Raw genomic sequence first — 17160 nt, 5'->3', positions numbered from 1 at the left:
ACTTGGGGACAACGCTGCGCGTTGCCCCCAGGGTCCACAGCCCCAGCAACAGCAGACCTGAACGAAACGAGAATTGTGTTACCCATGTCGTCGGTTTGAAGTGTTACCCATGTCGCCGGTTGCTCACGCGAAGCGCCGGATGAGCGGTTGTCTCCACGGATGACAGCGCTCGTGGAGAGAACCCCTCACCCGAATGAGTCCCGTACTGACGCGGAGCTGCCCTCTCCCACAAGGGGCGAGGGCGCAGCAATTGGCACGTCCCGCGTTAGAACGCGAGCACCTTGGCCTGCTTGACCTGCGGCAGCGCGTGCACCTTGGCGAGCACGTCCGCGGGCACCGGACCATCGACCTCGACCAGCGCGATGGCGTCGCCGCCTTGCGCGACCCGGCCGAGATGGAAGGTCGCGATGTTGATCTTGGCGTCGCCGAGCAGACTTGCGAACTTGCCGATAAAGCCCGGCTTGTCCTCGTTGGTCACATAGATCATCGACTTGCCGAACTCGGCATCGACGCGGATGCCCTTGATGTCGACCAGCCGCGGCTTGCCGTCGTGGTAGACGGTGCCGGAAACCGAGCGTTCCTGCCGCTCCGTCGTCACGGTTACGGTGATCAGGCTTTCGTAGTCGCTCTGCGCGGCGCGCGTCACCTCGTCGACCACCATGCCGCGCTCCTTGGCGACGACAGGCGCGGAGACGACGTTGACGTCGCCCAGCATCGGCCGCAGCAGGCCGGACAGCACCGCCGAGGTCAGCGCCTTGATTTTCATCTCGGCGACATGGCCCTCATAGGTGATCTGGGTCTTGACGATGCCGCTCTCGGTGAGCTGGCCGGCGAACGAGCCGAGCTTCTCGGCGAGCTCGATGAACGGCTTCAGCTTCGGCGCCTCCTCGGCCGTGATCGAGGGGAAGTTGATGGCGTTGGAGATGGCGCCGGTGAGCAGATAGTCCGACATCTGCTCAGCGACCTGCAGCGCGACATTCTCCTGCGCTTCCGTGGTGGACGCGCCGAGATGCGGAGTGCAGATCACGTTGGGATGGCCGAACAGGATGTTCGAGGTCGCCGGCTCCTCGCTAAACACGTCGAAGGCCGCGCCCGCGACATGCTTGGAATTGAGCGCGTCCACCAGCGCCTGCTCGTCGACGAGGCCGCCGCGGGCGCAATTGACGATGCGCACGCCCTTCTTCATCTTCGCAAGCGCCGCGGCATCGATGATGTTGCGGGTCTTGTCGGTGAGCGGCGTGTGCAGGGTGATGAAATCGGCGCGCTTGAACAGCTCGTCGAGCTCGACCTTCTCGACCCCGATGTCCTTGGCGCGCTCCGGCGACAGGAACGGGTCGAAGGCGATCACCTTCATGCGCAGGCCGAGCGCGCGGTCGCAGACGATCGATCCGATATTGCCGCAGCCGACCACGCCCAAAGTCTTGTTGGTGATCTCGACCCCCATGAAGCGGTTCTTTTCCCACTTGCCGGCCTGCGTCGAGGCATCGGCCTGCGGGATTTCGCGGGCGAGCGCCAGCATCAGGGTGATCGCGTGCTCGGCGGTCGTGATCGAATTACCGAACGGCGTGTTCATCACGATGATGCCCTTGGCCGTCGCCGCAGGAATCTCGACATTGTCGACGCCGATGCCGGCGCGGCCGATCACCTTCAGCCGGGTGGCCTTCTCGATGATCTTGGCGGTTGCCTTGGTCGCCGAGCGGATCGCGAGGCCGTCATAGTTGCCGATGATCTCGGCGAGCTTCTCCTTGTCCTTGCCGAGATTGGGCTGGAAGTCGACCTCCACGCCGCGGTCTTTGAAGATCTGCACGGCGGCGGGAGACAGGGCGTCGGAAATGAGAACTTTGGGTTTGCTCATGGAAATGGTCCCTTGGGAGTGGTCCCTTGATGGACGATGCACTGATGGCGCCACCCGCGAACTTGCCCCGCGAGTCCATCCTCGTTTCGTGATGGATGGCCGGGTCAAGCCCGGCCATGACGACGATGAGGTGACGTTACTTACGCAGCCTTCGAAAGCTGCGCCTTGGTCTCGGCGAAAGCCCAGTCGATCCACTGTGTCAGCAGCTCGACGTCCTTGGCTTCGACAGTGGCGCCGCACCAGATGCGCAGGCCTGCCGGCGCATCGCGGTAATGCGCGAAGTCGAAGCCCGCATTCTCCTTCTCGACCAGGGCGACCAGCTTCTTGCAGAAGTCGGCCTGCAAGTCCGGCGTAAGCGAGGTGATCGCGGGATCCGTGATCTTCAGGCACACCGAGGTGTTGGAGCGGATCGCGGGATCCTTGGCCAGGAAATCGATCCACGGCGTCTTCGCCTTCCAGTCGGCAAGCACCTTGGTGCTGGCGTCGGCGCGCGCGATCAGCGCCTTCAGGCCGCCGATCGATTTCGCCCACTCGAGCGCGTCGAGATAGTCCTCCACGCAGAGCATCGACGGCGTGTTGATGGTCTCGCCTTCGAAGATACCCTGGTTGAGCTTGCCGCCCTTGGTCATGCGGAAGATCTTCGGCAGCGGCCAGGCCGGCTTGTAGGTCTCGAGCCGCTCCACCGCGCGCGGCGAGAGGATCAGCATGCCATGCGCCGCCTCGCCGCCGAGCGCCTTCTGCCAGGAGAAGGTGATGACGTCGAGCTTCGGCCAGTCGAGCGGCTGTGCGAACGCCGCCGAGGTCGCGTCGCAGATGGTGAGGCCTTCGCGGGTCGCGCTGATCCAGTCGGCGTTCGGCACGCGCACGCCCGAGGTGGTGCCGTTCCAGGTGAAGACGACGTCACTTGCCGGATCGACCTTGGAGAGATCGGGGATCTCGCCATAGCCGGCATTGAGCTTGGTGACGTCCTTCAGCTTCAATTCCTTGACGATGTCGCTGACCCAGCCCTCGCCGAAGGATTCCCAGGCCAACGTGGTGACGGGCCGCGCTCCGAGCAGCGACCACAGCGCCATCTCGACCGCGCCGGTGTCGGAAGCCGGCACGATGCCGATCTTGTAGTCGGTCGGCACCTCCAGCACTTCGCGCGTCAGCTCAATGGCTTGCTTGAGTTTGGCCTTGCCGATCTTCGCGCGATGCGAGCGGCCGAGCGCGGCGTCCTTGAGATTTTGGGGAGTCCAGCCGGGGCGCTTGGCGCAGGGGCCGGAGGAGAAATGCGGCACGTTCGGCCGCGAAGCGGGCTTCGCTGCAGTCATGATCTACCCTTCCAGATAGCTGCCTCTCGGTGGGGAGAGGTTTCCCGCTGTCGGAGATAGTGGAAGGGTAAAGACTCGTCAAGGAACTTCAGGACGATCACAGGCGATTGATGGAGGCTCGCCCGGCGACGGAGCCGGAGCCTGATCAAGCAGTCCGGCCGCATCGTTCACCAGCTTCACGGCCTTTCGCCGGCTGGAGACTCTCATGATGCTCTTTTCACCGGCCTGCACGATGTATTCATTGCCCGCCCTGACGATCGAATATCGCTTCATCTGAAATATCCCCAAGCCGTCCCAGAACGCGATGACTTTGGACCGTCATCGCGTTCGATTTTTTTGCTTGATCATGATCTCACTTCTTTGAGCATGATCTTTCGGAAAACCGATTTCCACTTTTCCGGATCATGCTCTAGCGGACCATGTTCTGCCGCTGGGAGACGCGTAACTATCAGGAGCGTTCCCGCCAGTAAAATTACGGAGGCCGGCGTAGTTTATCGCTTGTTAACCGGAACGCAGAGCGAGGACTACCACTGCGATCAGCGATGGTAGCCGCGCAACTTGGCGCAACTCAGAAGCGCATCGTCATGCCGACATGACTGCGTTGAAATCCAAGCCGTTCATAGAAACGCTGCGCGTCGGCGCGGGTGTGATGCGTGAGCAGTTCGACGAGAATGCAACCGTTGGCGCGCGCTTCAACGATCGCCCATTGCACCATCTGTTCGCCGATGCCGCGGCTGCGGCAATGGCTCGCGACGCGCACGTCCTCGATCAGGCCGCGTGAGGCACCTTGCGAACTTATGCCCGGCAGGATGCATAGCTGCAGGCAACCGACCACCGTGCCGTCAGCGTCTTCGGCGACCACGAGCTTGAAATTCAAATCGCGGTCGACCTTCTCGAATGCCGCGAAATAGGATTGAGGCAAGGGATCCTCGATCCGCTCGCGCGCGCTGCCGAGCCGATCGTCCGCGAGCATGGCGACGATGATGGGAACATCGTCGCGACAGGCGCGACGGATCGTGATCGAAGACGCAGGTGCCATAATATATTCCGAAACGGCTAACGCGCCGGCGCCAGGCCAAGTGAGCGCTCGGCCTCATTGATCCAGCGGCGAAGCGCGGGATAGCCGCCGAGATCGAAGCCGCCCTCATGCGCGAGCCGCGTGTAGGCGAGCAGCGCCACATCGGCGAGCGAGAGCGACGAGCCGGCCAGAAACGGCGTCAGCGCAAGCTGCTGCTCCATCCGCGCCAGCGCCGCATGGCCGCGCTTGACCTTCTCCGGATCGAGCTCTGACGCGGATTTGCCGAGATAGCACATCTGGAACCGGCACACCGCGATGTAGGGCTCGTGGCTGTACTGCTCCCAGAACAGCCACTCATCCATCTTCGCGGCGGCGAAATCGTCTGAAGGGATGAGGTCGCTGCCGCGCGCGAGATAGCGGATGATGGCATTGGACTGCGCCAACGCGCGGCCGTCGTCGAGCACGACCGTCGGCACCTGTCCCGCGCTGTTCATCCTCAGGAAGTCGGCGCTGCGCGTCTCCTGCTTGAGGATATCGACGTCGATCCACCTGTAGGGCAATGCGAGGTAATCGCACACCCATTTCACCTTCAGGCAATTGCCCGACTTGTCGTCGCCGTAGATTTTCATGGCTGGCTGTTGTCCTGCTCCCGAATGACAGAGCACCAGCGGAAGCAGAAGCTGTCAACACGTCAGGCGCAAGCGTGCCTAGAATTTGTAGCCGAGGCCGGCGCGCACCGTGTTGATGTTGGTATCGACCGTTGTGGTGAAGCGGATATATTCCCATTCGGCGCGCATGAAGAGGCCGCCGACCAGGTTGATGTCGATGCCAAGGCCGGCCGTGTAGCCGTAGATCAGGTGATTGTGCACGGCATCCGTCGCGCTCAATGGCATCAACCGCCTGAAAGGCCCAAGCGGAGCGGTACTCACCGCGTCCGTAACGATTGCACTATGCGAAATGTCGGCCTTGCCGAGCGCGAGGCCGCCGAACGCATAAGGCAGGAAGCATCCGAAGGCATAGCCTGCGCGCCCCCGGAACGTCGCGATGTCCGAGATCGAGATCGAGGATGCCGAGATGACCCCGACATCGTGGTAGAATGTGTCGGTGAGAGGGGCGCCGCTCACAAGCTCCTTGCTGGCGCTGGCCGAGCCGCCAAACCTGCCGTGCACGTAGCTCGCCTCCAGGCCGAGCACGACGTCGCTCCATTGCGAATTGTATCCGACAAAAGCTCCGTATGCGGACGAACGCGCCGTCTGCTTTCCGAGACCGAGATTCCATTGCGCAACGCCCATCTGCTGCACGACGTTGTCGGAAATCAGCGAGGAGATCAAAGATGACGGCTTGCTGTCGAAATTCGCATCGGACGAACCGTAGCCGGCTTGGCCACCAATATAGAGACCTTCCCAGTAAGCTCTGGAGGTTGTCAGCCCATCGGTGAAGCTGCCGCGAAGCACCGGGAGATCGGGAAGATCGGCGGCCCGCGCGCTCGTCACCGCGCCACACATCACTGCCGCCAGCAGAAACCTACGCATCGCCCACGCCCCCAAATCGACTTAATCAAACTCGGCGACGATCATCGCTCGTTAACCTTAACCAATGGTTGTCGCGCGCCGTGTTCGCCACAATCTTCTGCGTGATGAGCACCACGCTCTCCGCAAAACGAAACGGCGCGGGGACATCCCGCGCCGTCTGCAATCGTTAACCAATGAAGGTCCGTATTAACCTTTGCGCACCAGCGGCGGCGGCGCGTAGACCGGCTGCGGGCTGTCCAGATTCCAGCGCACGCCGAGCTTGAGATCGTGCGAAGTGATATCCTTGAAGTTCATTGGATTGTTGGTCGTGAAGCCCTGGAACGTCGTCACGGGTCCCGTCAATCCCGAACCGAGATCGACGTAGCTATAGGCGACTTCGAGCGTCAGGTTTGGACTAACCTTGTAGGAAAGACCTGCATGCGCCGCCCAGGCGAAATTCCACTTGGACGCCGAATTGGCAAGCGCAAAACCTGGCGCAATCACGCCGGGAGAGAAATCAGCAAGCCCTTGATCGGTGAAATTGGAGACGGTCACGCGCGCGGCACCGACAGCAGCACCGATGAACGGCGTTACGCACCACCAGGTTCCGAGATCGACATAGGCGTTGGCGAGAACAAGCCATTCCGACTTGCTTGCGGTGTAGTTGTCAGACCCCGCGCCGATAACTCCGCCGCCGAGCGGAAAAGTCGCGAGATCCTGGCCGTGAAAGTTCGTTCTTCCACGATATTGACCGGTGACGTCGGCGCGGAACCAACTGTTGAACTGGTAACCGACACCGAGACCAAAGATGCCGCCGGTATCAAAACCGGTCTGCTGGTTCAGGGAGAGCAGCGGCGTGTACAAGGCGTTGTTGCCGTTGCGCACTTCCTTCACGCTCTGATTGCTGAAGCCGATATCGCCGCGCAAATACCAGCCGCCGAAATCTTCCACCGGCGGCGGTCCGTAGGCCGGTGGCGGCGCGATCGGCATATCGGCGGCGAATGCCACCGAGGAAATCAGGGAGACCGCACCAGCGGCAACGAGAGATTTAACGCAACGCATTGGCTTCGTCCTTCTGGCCAGTGAGGCGAGCGGGGAAGCCTCACGTCTGAAAATCCACGGCCGGACGATGGCACTAAATGCTTAAGCGGCGCTTAACCCTAATTATTAAGGTTGACAACCTCTGACGATTTTCCCGAAAGCTCGCGGTATCGCGCTATTCCCGCTGTCGAACAGAAAGCGGCCGCGCCACAAATGCAAACGATGCGTTGATGAAATCTCAGCTCTTGTCTTAACGCGTTTTCTTTACGCGCACGGAGTCCACTTCGCTCGAAAACGCTTTAATGCGCGTGGTTCGGCATTTTCGGCAGGAACACCGCGAGCAGTCCGATCGCCGGCAGGAATGAGCAGAGCTGGTAGACGAAGGCGATGTCGGTGTGATCGGCGAGCTTGCCGAGCACCGCCGCGCCCAAGCCGCCGATGCCGAAAGCGAAGCCGAAGAACAGGCCGGAGATCATGCCGAAGCGATGCGGCATCAGTTCCTGCGCGAACACGATGATCGATGCGGTCGCCGACGAGATGATCAGGCCGATGAACACGCTGAGTACGGCGCTGGTGATGAGGCCGGCATAGGGCAGCGCCAGCGTGAACGGCAGCGCGCCGAGGATCGAGAACCAGATCACGTATTTGCGGCCGAAGCGATCGCCGAGCGGTCCGCCCAGGAAGGCACCGACCGCGTTCGCCGCGAGGAACATGAAGAGATGGAGCTGCGCCGCCTGCGTCGAGACGTCGAACCTCTCGATCAGATAGAAGATGTAGTAGCTCGACAGGCTCGCGATATAGAGCTGCTTCGAGAACAACAGCGCGACCAGCACGGCGAGCGCGATCATCACCCGCCGCCCGGCCGGCGCGTCCGGGTGCCGCTCGATGACCGCCGCCTTCCTGGTCACGATCTGCGGCCTGTACCAGGCGCCGATCCGCCACAGGATCAGGATCGCGAGGCCCGCGATCGAGGAGAACCACGCGATCGACGGCTGGCCGAACGGCACCACGATCAGCGCCGCGAGCACCGGGCCCATCGAGGTGCCGAAGCTGCCGCCCTGGAACACCGATTGCGCAAAGCCGTAGCGGCCGCCCGAAGCGAGCCGCGCGATCCGCGCCGATTCCGGATGGAACACCGCCGAGCCGAGGCCGACCAGCGAGGCCGCGATCAGGATGATGCCGTAGTGATGCGCGCCAGCGAGCAACAGCAGGCCGAAGAAGGTGAAGCCCATGCCGATCGCGAGCGAGAACGGCTGCGCCTTCTTGTCGGTGAAATGCCCGACCAGCGGCTGCAGCAGCGATGCTGTGAACTGGAACGCCAGCGTGATCATGCCGATCTGCGTGTAGTCCAGCGCGTAGGCGTCCTTCAGGATCGGATAGACGGAGGCGATCAACGACTGCATGGTGTCGTTGAGAAAGTGCGAGAAGCTGATGCCCGCGAGCACGACGTAAGCCGGCCCCACCGCGGTCGCGCGGGCAGCCATGCGCGGCGTCACGTCTGATACCAGCACCGGTTCAGCCAGTGCTTCTTCTGAGACGGCAACGGGCTTGTTCAACGGAGATTCCTGGCGGGACTCGCGAAGCGGCAATAAGCCGTGCTTACGACGCACGCTCCGCTGCGACCAGCGCGATTAGATAATGGCTGCGATGCAACCAGCGCGCGCTGGATGGTCGTGATTTAGGCCGGAGCAGTCGCCAGCACTTCTCCCTCTCCCCGCCCTTCGCGGGGAGAGGGTTGGGGTGAGGGGCTCTCTCCGCGAGCAAAATAGCAAACGGACTCGCGGAGGCTCCCCCTCACCCGAAATTCAAGCGAAGCTTGAATTTCGACCTCTCCCCGCAAGCGGGGCGAGGTGCATCGGGGCTCGCTTCTATATCGAGCGTCACGCCGCAGCCGCGGCGGCATGGCCGAGTGCGGAGACGATGTGATCGACGACTTCCTCGACCAGGAGGCGGTCGTCGCCCTCGCCCATCACGCGGATCACCGGCTCTGTGCCGGAGGAACGGACCAAGAGGCGGCCGTGACCGTTGAGCCGCTTCTCGCCGTCGACGATGGCAGACTTGACCTCGACATCATCCAGCGGCTTGCCGCTGCGATAACGCACGTTCTTCAGGATCTGCGGCAGCGGATCGAAGCGGTGGCAGACTTCCGACACCGGGCGGCGGAGCTTTTGCACCACAGCAAGCACCTGCAGCGCGGCGACGAAGCCGTCGCCCGTGGTGGCATAGTCGGAAAGGATGATGTGGCCGGACGGCTCGCCGCCGAGATTGTAGCCATCGCTCAGCATCCGCTCGAGCACATAGCGGTCGCCGACTGGCGTGCGCACCATGTCGAGCCCAATGCCCTGCAGGAAACGCTCGAGCCCGAGATTGGACATCACGGTGGTGACGATGCCGGGCTTGGCGAGTCGGCCCTCTTCCTTCCAGCTCTGCGCGATCACCGCGAGCAACTGATCGCCGTCGACCACGTGACCGCGCTCGTCGACCAGGATCACGCGATCGGCGTCGCCATCGAGCGCAATGCCGATATCGGCGCGCATCTCGCGCACCTTCTTGGCCAGCGTTTCCGGTGCCGTGGAGCCGCATTCCTTGTTGATGTTGAAGCCGTCGGGCTCGACCCCGATCTGCACGACGTCGGCGCCAAGCTCCCACAGCGCTTCCGGCACCACCTTGTAGGCGGCGCCATTGGCGCAATCGATCACGACGCGCAGGCCGTCGAGGCTCAGTTCGCGCGGCAGCGTGCGCTTGGCGAATTCGATGTAGCGATCATGGACGCCGTCGATGCGGCGGGCGCGGCCGAGGCTCGCGCTCTGCGCGAGCCGGCGCTCGATCGGCTCGTCGAGCAGTTGCTCGATCTGCTTCTCGACGTCGTCGGACAGCTTGAACCCTTGCGGCCCGAACAGCTTGATGCCGTTGTCCTCGAACAGATTGTGCGAGGCTGAGATCATCACGCCGAGATCGGCGCGCATCGACTTGGTGAGCATCGCGACCGCCGGCGTCGGCATCGGGCCGAGCAGCAGCACGTCCATGCCGACCGAGGTGAAGCCCGCGACCATGGCATATTCGATCATGTAGCCGGAGAGTCGCGTGTCCTTGCCGATCACCACGCGATGGCGATGGTCGCCGCGCTGAAACACCAGGCCGGCGGCCTGCCCCACCTTGAGGGCGAGTTCCGGCGTAATCAGACCATTGGCACGGCCACGAATCCCGTCGGTCCCGAAATATTTGCGGCTCATATCACCCCCAAGTAAGGCTTGAGCTTCTCCAGCCACCTCAGCGAGAAGCTCGAAACGCCACCATGCAGGCGTTATAATGCGTAAGCCGCCAAGGCGGCTTCAAAATATATGATGAATCATTACCATCGCCCGAAGGCAAGAGTTTAGGTTAATATATTGTAAAATAATGTATATTTCGGAGGCCAGGGTTCCTGCGGACAGCGGCCAGCAGCGACTCTAGCGCTTGCGGAGGATGTGATGGTCGTCCTTGGACGGCGGCGGTTGGGTCACATTGACGGGGTCGGAGGCCGGAAAAGTCTCCTCCAATCCCTCCTCCAGGGACTCCTCAAGCGAGCGCTTTTCGCTCTCGGCATCTTTCGGCTTGGGGGTCGATCCGGTCATGGTGGCCTCCTGCTGGGTCGGAGTTCGGCGGAGTGATTTGGCAGATGATCCAACCATGCTAGATGACGGCGCATTCGCGAAATACAAGACGGGCCGGGAGCGTCCATGAAGCACATCACCTGCATCGAAGATCTGCGCCAGCTACACAAGCGCCGCGTGCCGAAGGCATTTTTCGACTATGCCGACCGCGGCTCCTATACCGAGGACACGCTGCGCGCCAACAGCGAGGATCTTCAGCAGATCAAATTCCGCCAGCGCATCCTGGTTGACGTCTCCAAGCGCGACCTCAGGACCACGATCCTGGGCGAGCCGGCCGCGATGCCGCTGATCCTCGCCCCCGTCGGCCTGCTCGGCATGCAGCATGGCGACGGCGAGATCTATGCTTGCCGCGCCGCACAGGCCGCCGGGATTCCGTTCACCCAGAGCACGATGTCGATCTGCTCGATCGAGGACATTGCGGCCGCCGTCGACAAGCCGTTCTGGTTCCAGCTCTACGTCATGAAGGACCGCGGCTTCATCAAGGCGCTGATCGAGCGCGCGATCGCCGCCAGGTGCAGCGCGCTGGTCCTGACCGTCGACCTGCAGGTGATCGGCCAGCGGCACCAGGACATCAAGAACGGGATGACAGTGCCGCCGGAATGGTCGCTGTCGAAACTGATCGATTTCGCCACCAAGCCGGCCTGGGTCTCCGGCGTGCTGCGCGGCAAGCGCCGCACCTTCGGCAATCTGGCGGGCCATCTCAAGATCGACCAGGACATCACCTCGCTCTCGACCTGGATCAATTCGCAGTTCGACACTTCGCTGAACTGGAAAGACATCGACTGGATCCGCAGCATCTGGCCAGGCAAGCTGATCCTCAAGGGCATCCTCGACGTCGAGGACGCGGAGATCGCGGCCAAGACCGGCGCGCAGGCGATCGTGGTCTCCAACCATGGCGGCCGCCAGCTCGACGGCGCCCCCTCCTCGATCGAGGTGCTGCCGGAGATCGTGGACGCCGTTGGCTCGCAGGTTGAAGTCATGTTCGACGGCGGCATCCGCACTGGCATGGACGTGATGCGTGCGCTCGCGCTCGGCGCAAAGTCCTGCATGATCGGCCGGGCCTATGCCTACGGTCTCGGCGCCGGCGGACAGGCCGGCGTCACCGAGGCGATCAACGTGCTGGCGAAGGAACTGCTGACGACCATGGGCCTGTGCGGCGTCAACACGATCGCAGAGATCGACGACAAGGTGCTGGCGGTTTAGGTCGTCGCTGCACCTCGGTAGCTGTCGTCCCGGGCTTGACCCGGGACGACACGTGGAAGGATTCCCCGTAGCCCGGGTGAAGCGCCAGCGTAACCCGGGACCGCTCGCGATGCCGATGCAGATGCCCCGGGTTACGCGTTCGCTCCACCCGGGCTACGGGTTCGTGGAGGAGTTGCGCACAATAAACGCGTCACATCGGCGGCGTGATGCCGTCGCGGCCGACGCTGATACGGTTGGTCTCGAGCGAGCCATCGGGCGACTTTTTCGTAAATGCGATGATCTTGGCGCCTGCCTTGAGCTCGGACTTGTCGCCGGGGACGTAGGTCACGACAGGTGTGTCAGGCGAGACCATCACCTTCTTCTCGCCGCCCTTGTATTTGACGAGCAGCGTGTGGCCATCATTGCTGACCACGGATTCGGCGACCGTCGCATTGGTCATGCTGCTGTTGGGACGTGTGTCCCAGGGCCGCGAGCCCTCGCCGGTGCCGCGCATGTCTTCCGGGAAGACGTGGACTTCCACCGCTTTCGGCGTGCCGTCGGAACCCGGCACGGTCGTAGCGCCGATGAAGGAACCGACCTTGATGTCGGATAGCGCGATCTTGACGATGCCGGCAACGCGCGCATCGCCCGTCATATGCAGCTTGACGTCCTCACCGCTGCGCGACTTGACCTCGATCGTGTCGCCGACGACGCTTTCGATGGTCCCGCGCACCCGCGAGGACACAGGCGGCTGCTGCGCGATCGCATAGAGGGTTGATGCCGCAACCATGGCGACGGCAAATAGCGGGCGGGCGAGCGTGGAACGGTAGGGAGGCATAGCGAGAGCTCCGGGTGGATCACCTCTGCAGAGACCCCGCTGTCGCGGCGATATTTCGCGCACTCAAGCCTTTGTGAGATCGTCCTCGACCAGCGCGCGCAGTTCCGCCGTCACTTGCGGGCGCTGGCCGAACCACAGTTCGAAGCCGCGCACCGCCTGGTGCAGGAGCATGCCGAGCCCGTCGGCCGTCTTCAATCCGCGCGCCTCGGCGGCTGCAAGCAGCGGCGTCTTCAGTGGAACATAGACAAGGTCGGCGACGACGGCATTTGGCGGCAACAAGCCGACGTCGAGGTCGAGCGCCGGCTGGCCGTGCATGCCGAGTGAGGTGGTGTTCACCAACAGCCTCACGCGCGGCAACAGATCGGCAAACGCGTCCCAGCCAGCCGGCTCGACGCGAGAACCGAACTGATCGGCAAGCGCGCGGGCACGTTCGATGCTGCGGTTGACGAGGTGAATGCGCTGCATGCCGCGATCGAGCAATCCGAACACCACGGCGCGCGCCGAGCCGCCGGCGCCCAGCACCAGCGCCTCGGTCGCCTGGCCCCAGCCGGGCGCGGAGGCGTCGAGATTGTTGATGAAACCTTCGACGTCGGTGTTGGTCGAGCGCAGCTCGCCGCCTTCGTACCACAGCGTATTGGCGGCGCCGACCGCGCGGGCGCGCTCGTCAGGCACCGACAGCGCCAGCGCGCGCTCCTTGTGCGGGATCGTGACATTGGCGCCGACGAAGCCATGCGTCGACAGATGCAACACGAACTCGGCAAAGCCCTCCGGCGGGATCGCCTCGATGTTGTAGCCGCCCTCGATGCCGAGCTTCCTCAGCCAATAGTGATGAATCAGCGGCGAGCGCGAATGCGCGGCCGGCCATCCGATCAGGCATGCGGCGCGGGCTTTGGTCGGTGCGGTCATTTCAGTCCAATCGGACAAGCGATGCGGACTGTCAACATTCACTTATCCCGCACTGCGACGATCGCGGTGAGTACGACGGCGGCGCCTGCGGCGAACCAGACCGCGGAAAGATTGAGGTGGAGATAAGCGAACGCGCCGACGGTCGAACCCAGGACCAGCGCCGCCCATAAAAAGAGGTTCGGCAGCCAGTCCCAGCGTGCGCCGCCCCTCAGCGCCGCCCCGAGGAGCTGGCCCGCCTTGACCAGCGCGCCCGTGACATAGGTGAGGCCAAGTGCCGAGCCGCCGCCAACCTCAAACACGGCGTTCTCCAGTCCCATCGCGACCACGATCGCCGCGACCGCGACAATAGGCCAGCCGAACGCATAGGCCAGCGCAGCGCCGATGAGCAGCAGGCTTTCCGTCAGCAATAGCCAGGTCTGGCGACGGCCGCCGCGACCAAGCGCGATCAAGCTGCCCGCCGCGGCCCCGAACACGAAGGTCACGATGATGCCAATGGTTTGCGCCGCCGCGAACCAGTTCGCCTCGGTCAAGTTGACGCCGAGACGCGTCGAATTGCCGCTCATGAAGGAGACGAACAGGCCGCCGAGATGCAGATAGCCGATGCCGTCGAGATAACCGGCGAGCGCGCTCAGCGCGCAGGCCAACGTCATGTTACGGCGCGAGTCAAGCATGCGTCACGCCGTCCACTCGTAGACCTCTTTCTCGTAGGCTTCCGTGAAACCGGCGCGCCGCAGATTGCGGTACGAATGTTCCAGCATGTACATGGTCTCGGAGACCTGCACTGTGCAGCCCATCTGCTCGGCGCGTTCGACCCGCTTTGCGATGAGCGCCTGCTGCGCGCCGCGCTTGCGATGGCTTTCGGCGGTGGTCGCGGCCAGGAGATAGCCGATGTCCTCGAACAGGCAGAGCGCGGCGATCGCCACCGGCTGATCGCCGTCGAACGCCATGTAGTGCACGAAGCCCCTGCGGCCGGCCGAGCGCGCATATTCCGGCCATAGCGTGTCGCCGAGCTGATCGCGCGCCGCATCGATCTCGTCAGTGGTCACCTCGCGGATGCCAAGATCGGTTGTGAAATGAAGCGGCGAATAGGCCGTGCGCCACAAGGTTGGATATCCGGTGCGGCGTGCGCGCGACAGGCCACCCGCCTCGAGCCGCGCCCGCATCAGGTCCATGTCGGGACCAGGGCTCAGCCAGACAAAGAAGCGCTTCACACCCTCAGCCGTGAACAGATCGATGAAGCGCGCGACCGCATCATCCGTCATGGCGGGATCAGCGCCGCAGAGATAGACGCGATTGAGATTGGCGGATGGAAACGGCGCCTGACGTTCGGGATCGATGGTCACGTAGCAGTGACCGAACGGCGGACCGTCGAACTGCCGGCGCACAAGCCGGTAAGGCTGACAACGGCCGTCCAGCCATTGCGTCAGCCGCCGCATTTTCAAGGAGAGATCGACAACTTCCATGGCGATGCGGGGATCATGACCCTCGATCCGGGGCCATGATCCTAGCAACACTTATGCCGCCACGCGATGCGCCGCAATAATTTGATCGGCTGTCCGGCCGGTCACTTCAGCCATGTGATCGAACTGCCGGGTGAAGCTGCCGGCGCCGGCGGTGGCCGAGCGGAGTTCCACGATCAGGTCGCCGATTTCGGCTTCCGGCATGGTGGCGCGGACGCAGTCCCAGCCGGCCCAGCCCTCGCGGGTGTCGAAACCGAGGATCTGGCCCCGCCGCGCCGACAGGATGGCGTTGATCTTGGCGGTGGCGTCGGTGGGGCAGACGATTTCGACCATGTGGATCGGTTCCAACAGCACCGGATGACAGTTCGGCAGCGCCTCGCTGACGCCAATCCGCGCTGCAGTGCGGAACGCGAGATCGGAGGAGTCGACGCTGTGGTAGGAACCATCGGTCAGGCGCACATGGACATCGACCACGGGAAAGCCGAGCGGACCCTTGAGCAGGCCGTCGACCACGCCCTCCTCCACCGCGCCGATATAGTTCCGCGGCACCGCGCCGCCGACCACGGTCTCGTCGAAGGTGAAGCCGGAGCCGCGTGGCAAGGGCTTTAGTTCCAGCACCACGTCGCCGAACTGGCCGTGGCCGCCGGACTGCTTCTTGTGCCGCCCGCGTTGGGTGATCGGTTTCCGGATGGTCTCCTGATACCCGATCGCAGGTGGGTGCGATTTGACGTTGACGCCGAAGCGATCACGCAGCCGTTCCACCGCGACGCGCAGGTGCATCTCGCCCTGCCCCCACAGCACGGTATCGTGCGTGCGCTGGTTCTGGATCTGGGTCAGCGACGGATCCTCCTCGTTCAGCCGCAACAGCGCCTGCCCGAGCTTGACGTCGTCCTTGCGGTCGGTGGCCGCGACCGACATCGCCAGTACCGGCGACGTCGGCTCGACCTTCACCAGCGACGGCGGCGCGGTCTTGCCGCTCGCCATTGTGTCGCCGGTCTTGATCGCATCGAGCTTGCCGAGCGCAACCGTATCACCGGCTTCCGCGGCGGCACGCTTGGTGTCGAACGCGCCGCCTGCGGCGAGGATACCGGAAACGCGGCCGGTCTCGCCGGACGAGGAGATCAGCGTCGCGCCATCGTCCAGACGGCCGGCGAGCAGCCGAGCCAGCGACAGTTTGCCGCCGTGCTGCAAATGCACGGTCTTGAACACATAGGCGAGCGCATCCTTCGTTTCGGGGGCGCCAAGGCGCTTGGCGGTTTCGGCGATGCCGGGCGATTCATGGCGCAGCGCCTTCATCAGGCGCAGCACGCCGTTCTCGCGCAGCGCCGAGCCGAGCAGCACCGGACAGATCACGCCTTCGCGCAGTTCGCGGGCGAGATCGTCGAACACGGCGTCGCGCGGCGGCTGGATGTCCTCGAGCAACTGCTCCATCAGCGCGTCGTCATGGTCAGCGAGTTTCTCCAGCATCGAGAAGCGCGCTTCCTTCTCGCGATCGAGATCGCCGCGTTCGAGCGCGACCACCTCCGACGGCTTGTGCTCGCGATAGACGAAGGCGCGCTCCAGAGCCAGATCGACGAAACCCTCAATCAGGTCGCCGTTCCAGATCGGAATTTGCCTGAGCACCAGCGGCACGCGCGAGGCCGGCTGCAGCGTGGCGAGCGTCTCGCGGACGCGCTTGTTGGCGCGATCGATCTTGTTCAGGAACAGGAAACCGGGAATGGCCAGCTCTTCCAATTCGCGCAGGATGAGCTGCAATTGCGGCAGCTTCTTCTCGTCGGCCTCGCAGACCACGACCGCGGCATCGACCGCGGGAAGCGCCATGCGCATATCGTGCGCGAATTCGACCGAGCCGGGACAATCGAGAAATGTGTAGCTGTCGCCCATGAAGGTCGTGGTGGCGGCGGTAAGCCCGACGCTCATCTTGTGATTGCGCGCTTCGGCACTGGCGTCGCCAACGGAACTTCCGGCATCGACACTGCCGGCTGTCCGGATCGCACCGGTCCGCGCCAAGATCGCTTCGAGAAGTGTGGTCTTACCGCTCTGGAAAGGGCCCACCAGTGCAATGCACCGTGGACCTCGGGGACTTCTGACGTCTTGTCCCATTGCCGTCTCCTCGTTTGGAGCTCGGCCCTTGATTGGGTCGGCAATCGTCAATGCTCCGCCCGTCGCGGGCGTTTGGCAAGCGGGAACACGCGCGAAAACGTCGCTGCGTTGCGATGTAATGGTCTAATGCAATGAAGCGTGCACGACTTCTTGCCTTCTCCCCTTGTGGGAGAAGGTGGCGCGAAGCGCCGGATGAGCGACTATCTGGATTGTCAAGTTGCATTGGCGTAAGCGGCACGCGCCTCGCGTGCTTTGGCGTTGAGGCGGACCAGGAGCTTAC

The 17160-nt window shown here is 63.4% G+C and carries 16 protein-coding genes; 1 reads left to right on the top strand and 15 read right to left on the bottom strand.

The genetic code is table 11. The features are described 5' to 3' along the window. Positions 1-265 precede the first annotated feature (265 nt). From serA to ACZYOF_RS35370, 10 genes are all read right to left on the bottom strand, one after another. Positions 266-1855, bottom strand: coding sequence for a phosphoglycerate dehydrogenase (gene serA, locus ACZYOF_RS35415; RefSeq protein ID WP_463718665.1), 1590 nt, complete (start codon positions 1853-1855; stop codon positions 266-268). Between the two features lie 140 nt (positions 1856-1995). Beyond that, positions 1996-3168 carry a phosphoserine transaminase gene (locus ACZYOF_RS35410; RefSeq protein ID WP_463718664.1) on the bottom strand — a complete coding sequence of 391 codons (1173 nt, stop codon included), beginning with the start codon at positions 3166-3168 and terminating at the stop codon, positions 1996-1998. 78 nt (positions 3169-3246) lie between these two features. Beyond that, entirely contained in the window at positions 3247-3441 is a 195-nt protein-coding gene (locus ACZYOF_RS35405; RefSeq protein ID WP_282529771.1) for a hypothetical protein, read from the bottom strand. 295 nt (positions 3442-3736) lie between these two features. Continuing rightward, entirely contained in the window at positions 3737-4207 is a 471-nt protein-coding gene (locus ACZYOF_RS35400; RefSeq protein WP_463718663.1) for a GNAT family N-acetyltransferase, read from the bottom strand. 17 nt (positions 4208-4224) lie between these two features. Further along, the gene (locus ACZYOF_RS35395) at positions 4225-4815 is read right to left on the bottom strand and encodes a glutathione S-transferase family protein (RefSeq protein ID WP_463718662.1); all 591 of its coding nucleotides are present in this window, start codon (positions 4813-4815) and stop codon (positions 4225-4227) included. 78 nt (positions 4816-4893) lie between these two features. Further along, the gene (locus ACZYOF_RS35390) at positions 4894-5718 is read right to left on the bottom strand and encodes an outer membrane protein (protein ID WP_463718661.1); all 825 of its coding nucleotides are present in this window, start codon (positions 5716-5718) and stop codon (positions 4894-4896) included. Positions 5719-5904: 186 nt separating this feature from the next. Further along, positions 5905-6759 carry an outer membrane protein gene (locus ACZYOF_RS35385; RefSeq protein WP_463718660.1) on the bottom strand — a complete coding sequence of 285 codons (855 nt, stop codon included), beginning with the start codon at positions 6757-6759 and terminating at the stop codon, positions 5905-5907. Between the two features lie 278 nt (positions 6760-7037). Then, positions 7038-8294 (bottom strand): MFS transporter, encoded by a 1257-nt coding sequence (locus ACZYOF_RS35380; RefSeq protein ID WP_463718659.1) that lies wholly within the window; start codon positions 8292-8294, stop codon positions 7038-7040. Positions 8295-8618: 324 nt separating this feature from the next. Beyond that, positions 8619-9971 carry a phosphoglucosamine mutase gene (gene glmM / locus ACZYOF_RS35375; protein ID WP_130584143.1) on the bottom strand — a complete coding sequence of 451 codons (1353 nt, stop codon included), beginning with the start codon at positions 9969-9971 and terminating at the stop codon, positions 8619-8621. Positions 9972-10187: 216 nt separating this feature from the next. Next, a complete protein-coding gene (locus ACZYOF_RS35370; protein WP_165421574.1) occupies positions 10188-10352 on the bottom strand; it encodes a hypothetical protein in 165 nt (54 codons plus the stop codon). A gap of 105 nt (positions 10353-10457) precedes the next feature. On the opposite strand from ACZYOF_RS35370, the gene ACZYOF_RS35365 reads away from it, so the two are divergent. Beyond that, entirely contained in the window at positions 10458-11594 is a 1137-nt protein-coding gene (locus ACZYOF_RS35365; protein WP_028163858.1) for an alpha-hydroxy acid oxidase, read from the top strand. A 190-nt stretch (positions 11595-11784) separates the two neighbouring features. On the opposite strand, the gene ACZYOF_RS35360 is transcribed toward ACZYOF_RS35365, so the two are convergent. The 5 genes from ACZYOF_RS35360 to ACZYOF_RS35340 form a co-directional block, all read right to left on the bottom strand. Continuing rightward, positions 11785-12363: a hypothetical protein gene (locus tag ACZYOF_RS35360; RefSeq protein ID WP_463718666.1), complete on the bottom strand. Its 579-nt coding sequence runs from the start codon at positions 12361-12363 to the stop codon at positions 11785-11787. Between the two features lie 111 nt (positions 12364-12474). Further along, complete coding sequence (locus tag ACZYOF_RS35355) at positions 12475-13317, bottom strand: shikimate dehydrogenase (RefSeq protein ID WP_463718658.1); 843 nt, start codon at positions 13315-13317, stop codon at positions 12475-12477. 38 nt (positions 13318-13355) lie between these two features. Then, on the bottom strand, positions 13356-13988 hold the full coding sequence (locus ACZYOF_RS35350; protein WP_463718657.1) for a YoaK family protein: 633 nt from the start codon (positions 13986-13988) through the stop codon (positions 13356-13358). 3 nt (positions 13989-13991) lie between these two features. Further along, positions 13992-14780 (bottom strand): GNAT family N-acetyltransferase, encoded by a 789-nt coding sequence (locus ACZYOF_RS35345; protein ID WP_130583818.1) that lies wholly within the window; start codon positions 14778-14780, stop codon positions 13992-13994. A 51-nt stretch (positions 14781-14831) separates the two neighbouring features. Further along, positions 14832-16880: an elongation factor G gene (locus ACZYOF_RS35340; RefSeq protein WP_463718656.1), complete on the bottom strand. Its 2049-nt coding sequence runs from the start codon at positions 16878-16880 to the stop codon at positions 14832-14834. Between the last annotated feature and the right edge of the window lie 280 nt (positions 16881-17160).

This window comes from Bradyrhizobium sp. LeoA1Lang (assembly GCF_055413685.1).
The sequence above is the reverse complement of the archived record's forward strand: the minus strand, read 5'-3'. Positions and strand labels throughout refer to the sequence as shown.

Coding starts and splice junctions, on each gene's coding strand:
- serA (WP_463718665.1), bottom strand. CDS start 1,855: ATGAGCAAACCCAAAGTTCTCATTTCCGACGCCCTGTCTCCCGCCGCC.
- ACZYOF_RS35410 (WP_463718664.1), bottom strand. CDS start 3,168: ATGACTGCAGCGAAGCCCGCTTCGCGGCCGAACGTGCCGCATTTCTCC.
- ACZYOF_RS35405 (WP_282529771.1), bottom strand. CDS start 3,441: ATGAAGCGATATTCGATCGTCAGGGCGGGCAATGAATACATCGTGCAG.
- ACZYOF_RS35400 (WP_463718663.1), bottom strand. CDS start 4,207: ATGGCACCTGCGTCTTCGATCACGATCCGTCGCGCCTGTCGCGACGAT.
- ACZYOF_RS35395 (WP_463718662.1), bottom strand. CDS start 4,815: ATGAAAATCTACGGCGACGACAAGTCGGGCAATTGCCTGAAGGTGAAA.
- ACZYOF_RS35390 (WP_463718661.1), bottom strand. CDS start 5,718: ATGCGTAGGTTTCTGCTGGCGGCAGTGATGTGTGGCGCGGTGACGAGC.
- ACZYOF_RS35385 (WP_463718660.1), bottom strand. CDS start 6,759: ATGCGTTGCGTTAAATCTCTCGTTGCCGCTGGTGCGGTCTCCCTGATT.
- glmM (WP_130584143.1), bottom strand. CDS start 9,971: ATGAGCCGCAAATATTTCGGGACCGACGGGATTCGTGGCCGTGCCAAT.
- ACZYOF_RS35370 (WP_165421574.1), bottom strand. CDS start 10,352: ATGACCGGATCGACCCCCAAGCCGAAAGATGCCGAGAGCGAAAAGCGC.
- ACZYOF_RS35365 (WP_028163858.1), top strand. CDS start 10,458: ATGAAGCACATCACCTGCATCGAAGATCTGCGCCAGCTACACAAGCGC.
- ACZYOF_RS35360 (WP_463718666.1), bottom strand. CDS start 12,363: ATGGTTGCGGCATCAACCCTCTATGCGATCGCGCAGCAGCCGCCTGTG.
- ACZYOF_RS35355 (WP_463718658.1), bottom strand. CDS start 13,317: ATGACCGCACCGACCAAAGCCCGCGCCGCATGCCTGATCGGATGGCCG.
- ACZYOF_RS35350 (WP_463718657.1), bottom strand. CDS start 13,988: ATGCTTGACTCGCGCCGTAACATGACGTTGGCCTGCGCGCTGAGCGCG.
- ACZYOF_RS35345 (WP_130583818.1), bottom strand. CDS start 14,780: ATGGAAGTTGTCGATCTCTCCTTGAAAATGCGGCGGCTGACGCAATGG.
- ACZYOF_RS35340 (WP_463718656.1), bottom strand. CDS start 16,880: ATGGGACAAGACGTCAGAAGTCCCCGAGGTCCACGGTGCATTGCACTG.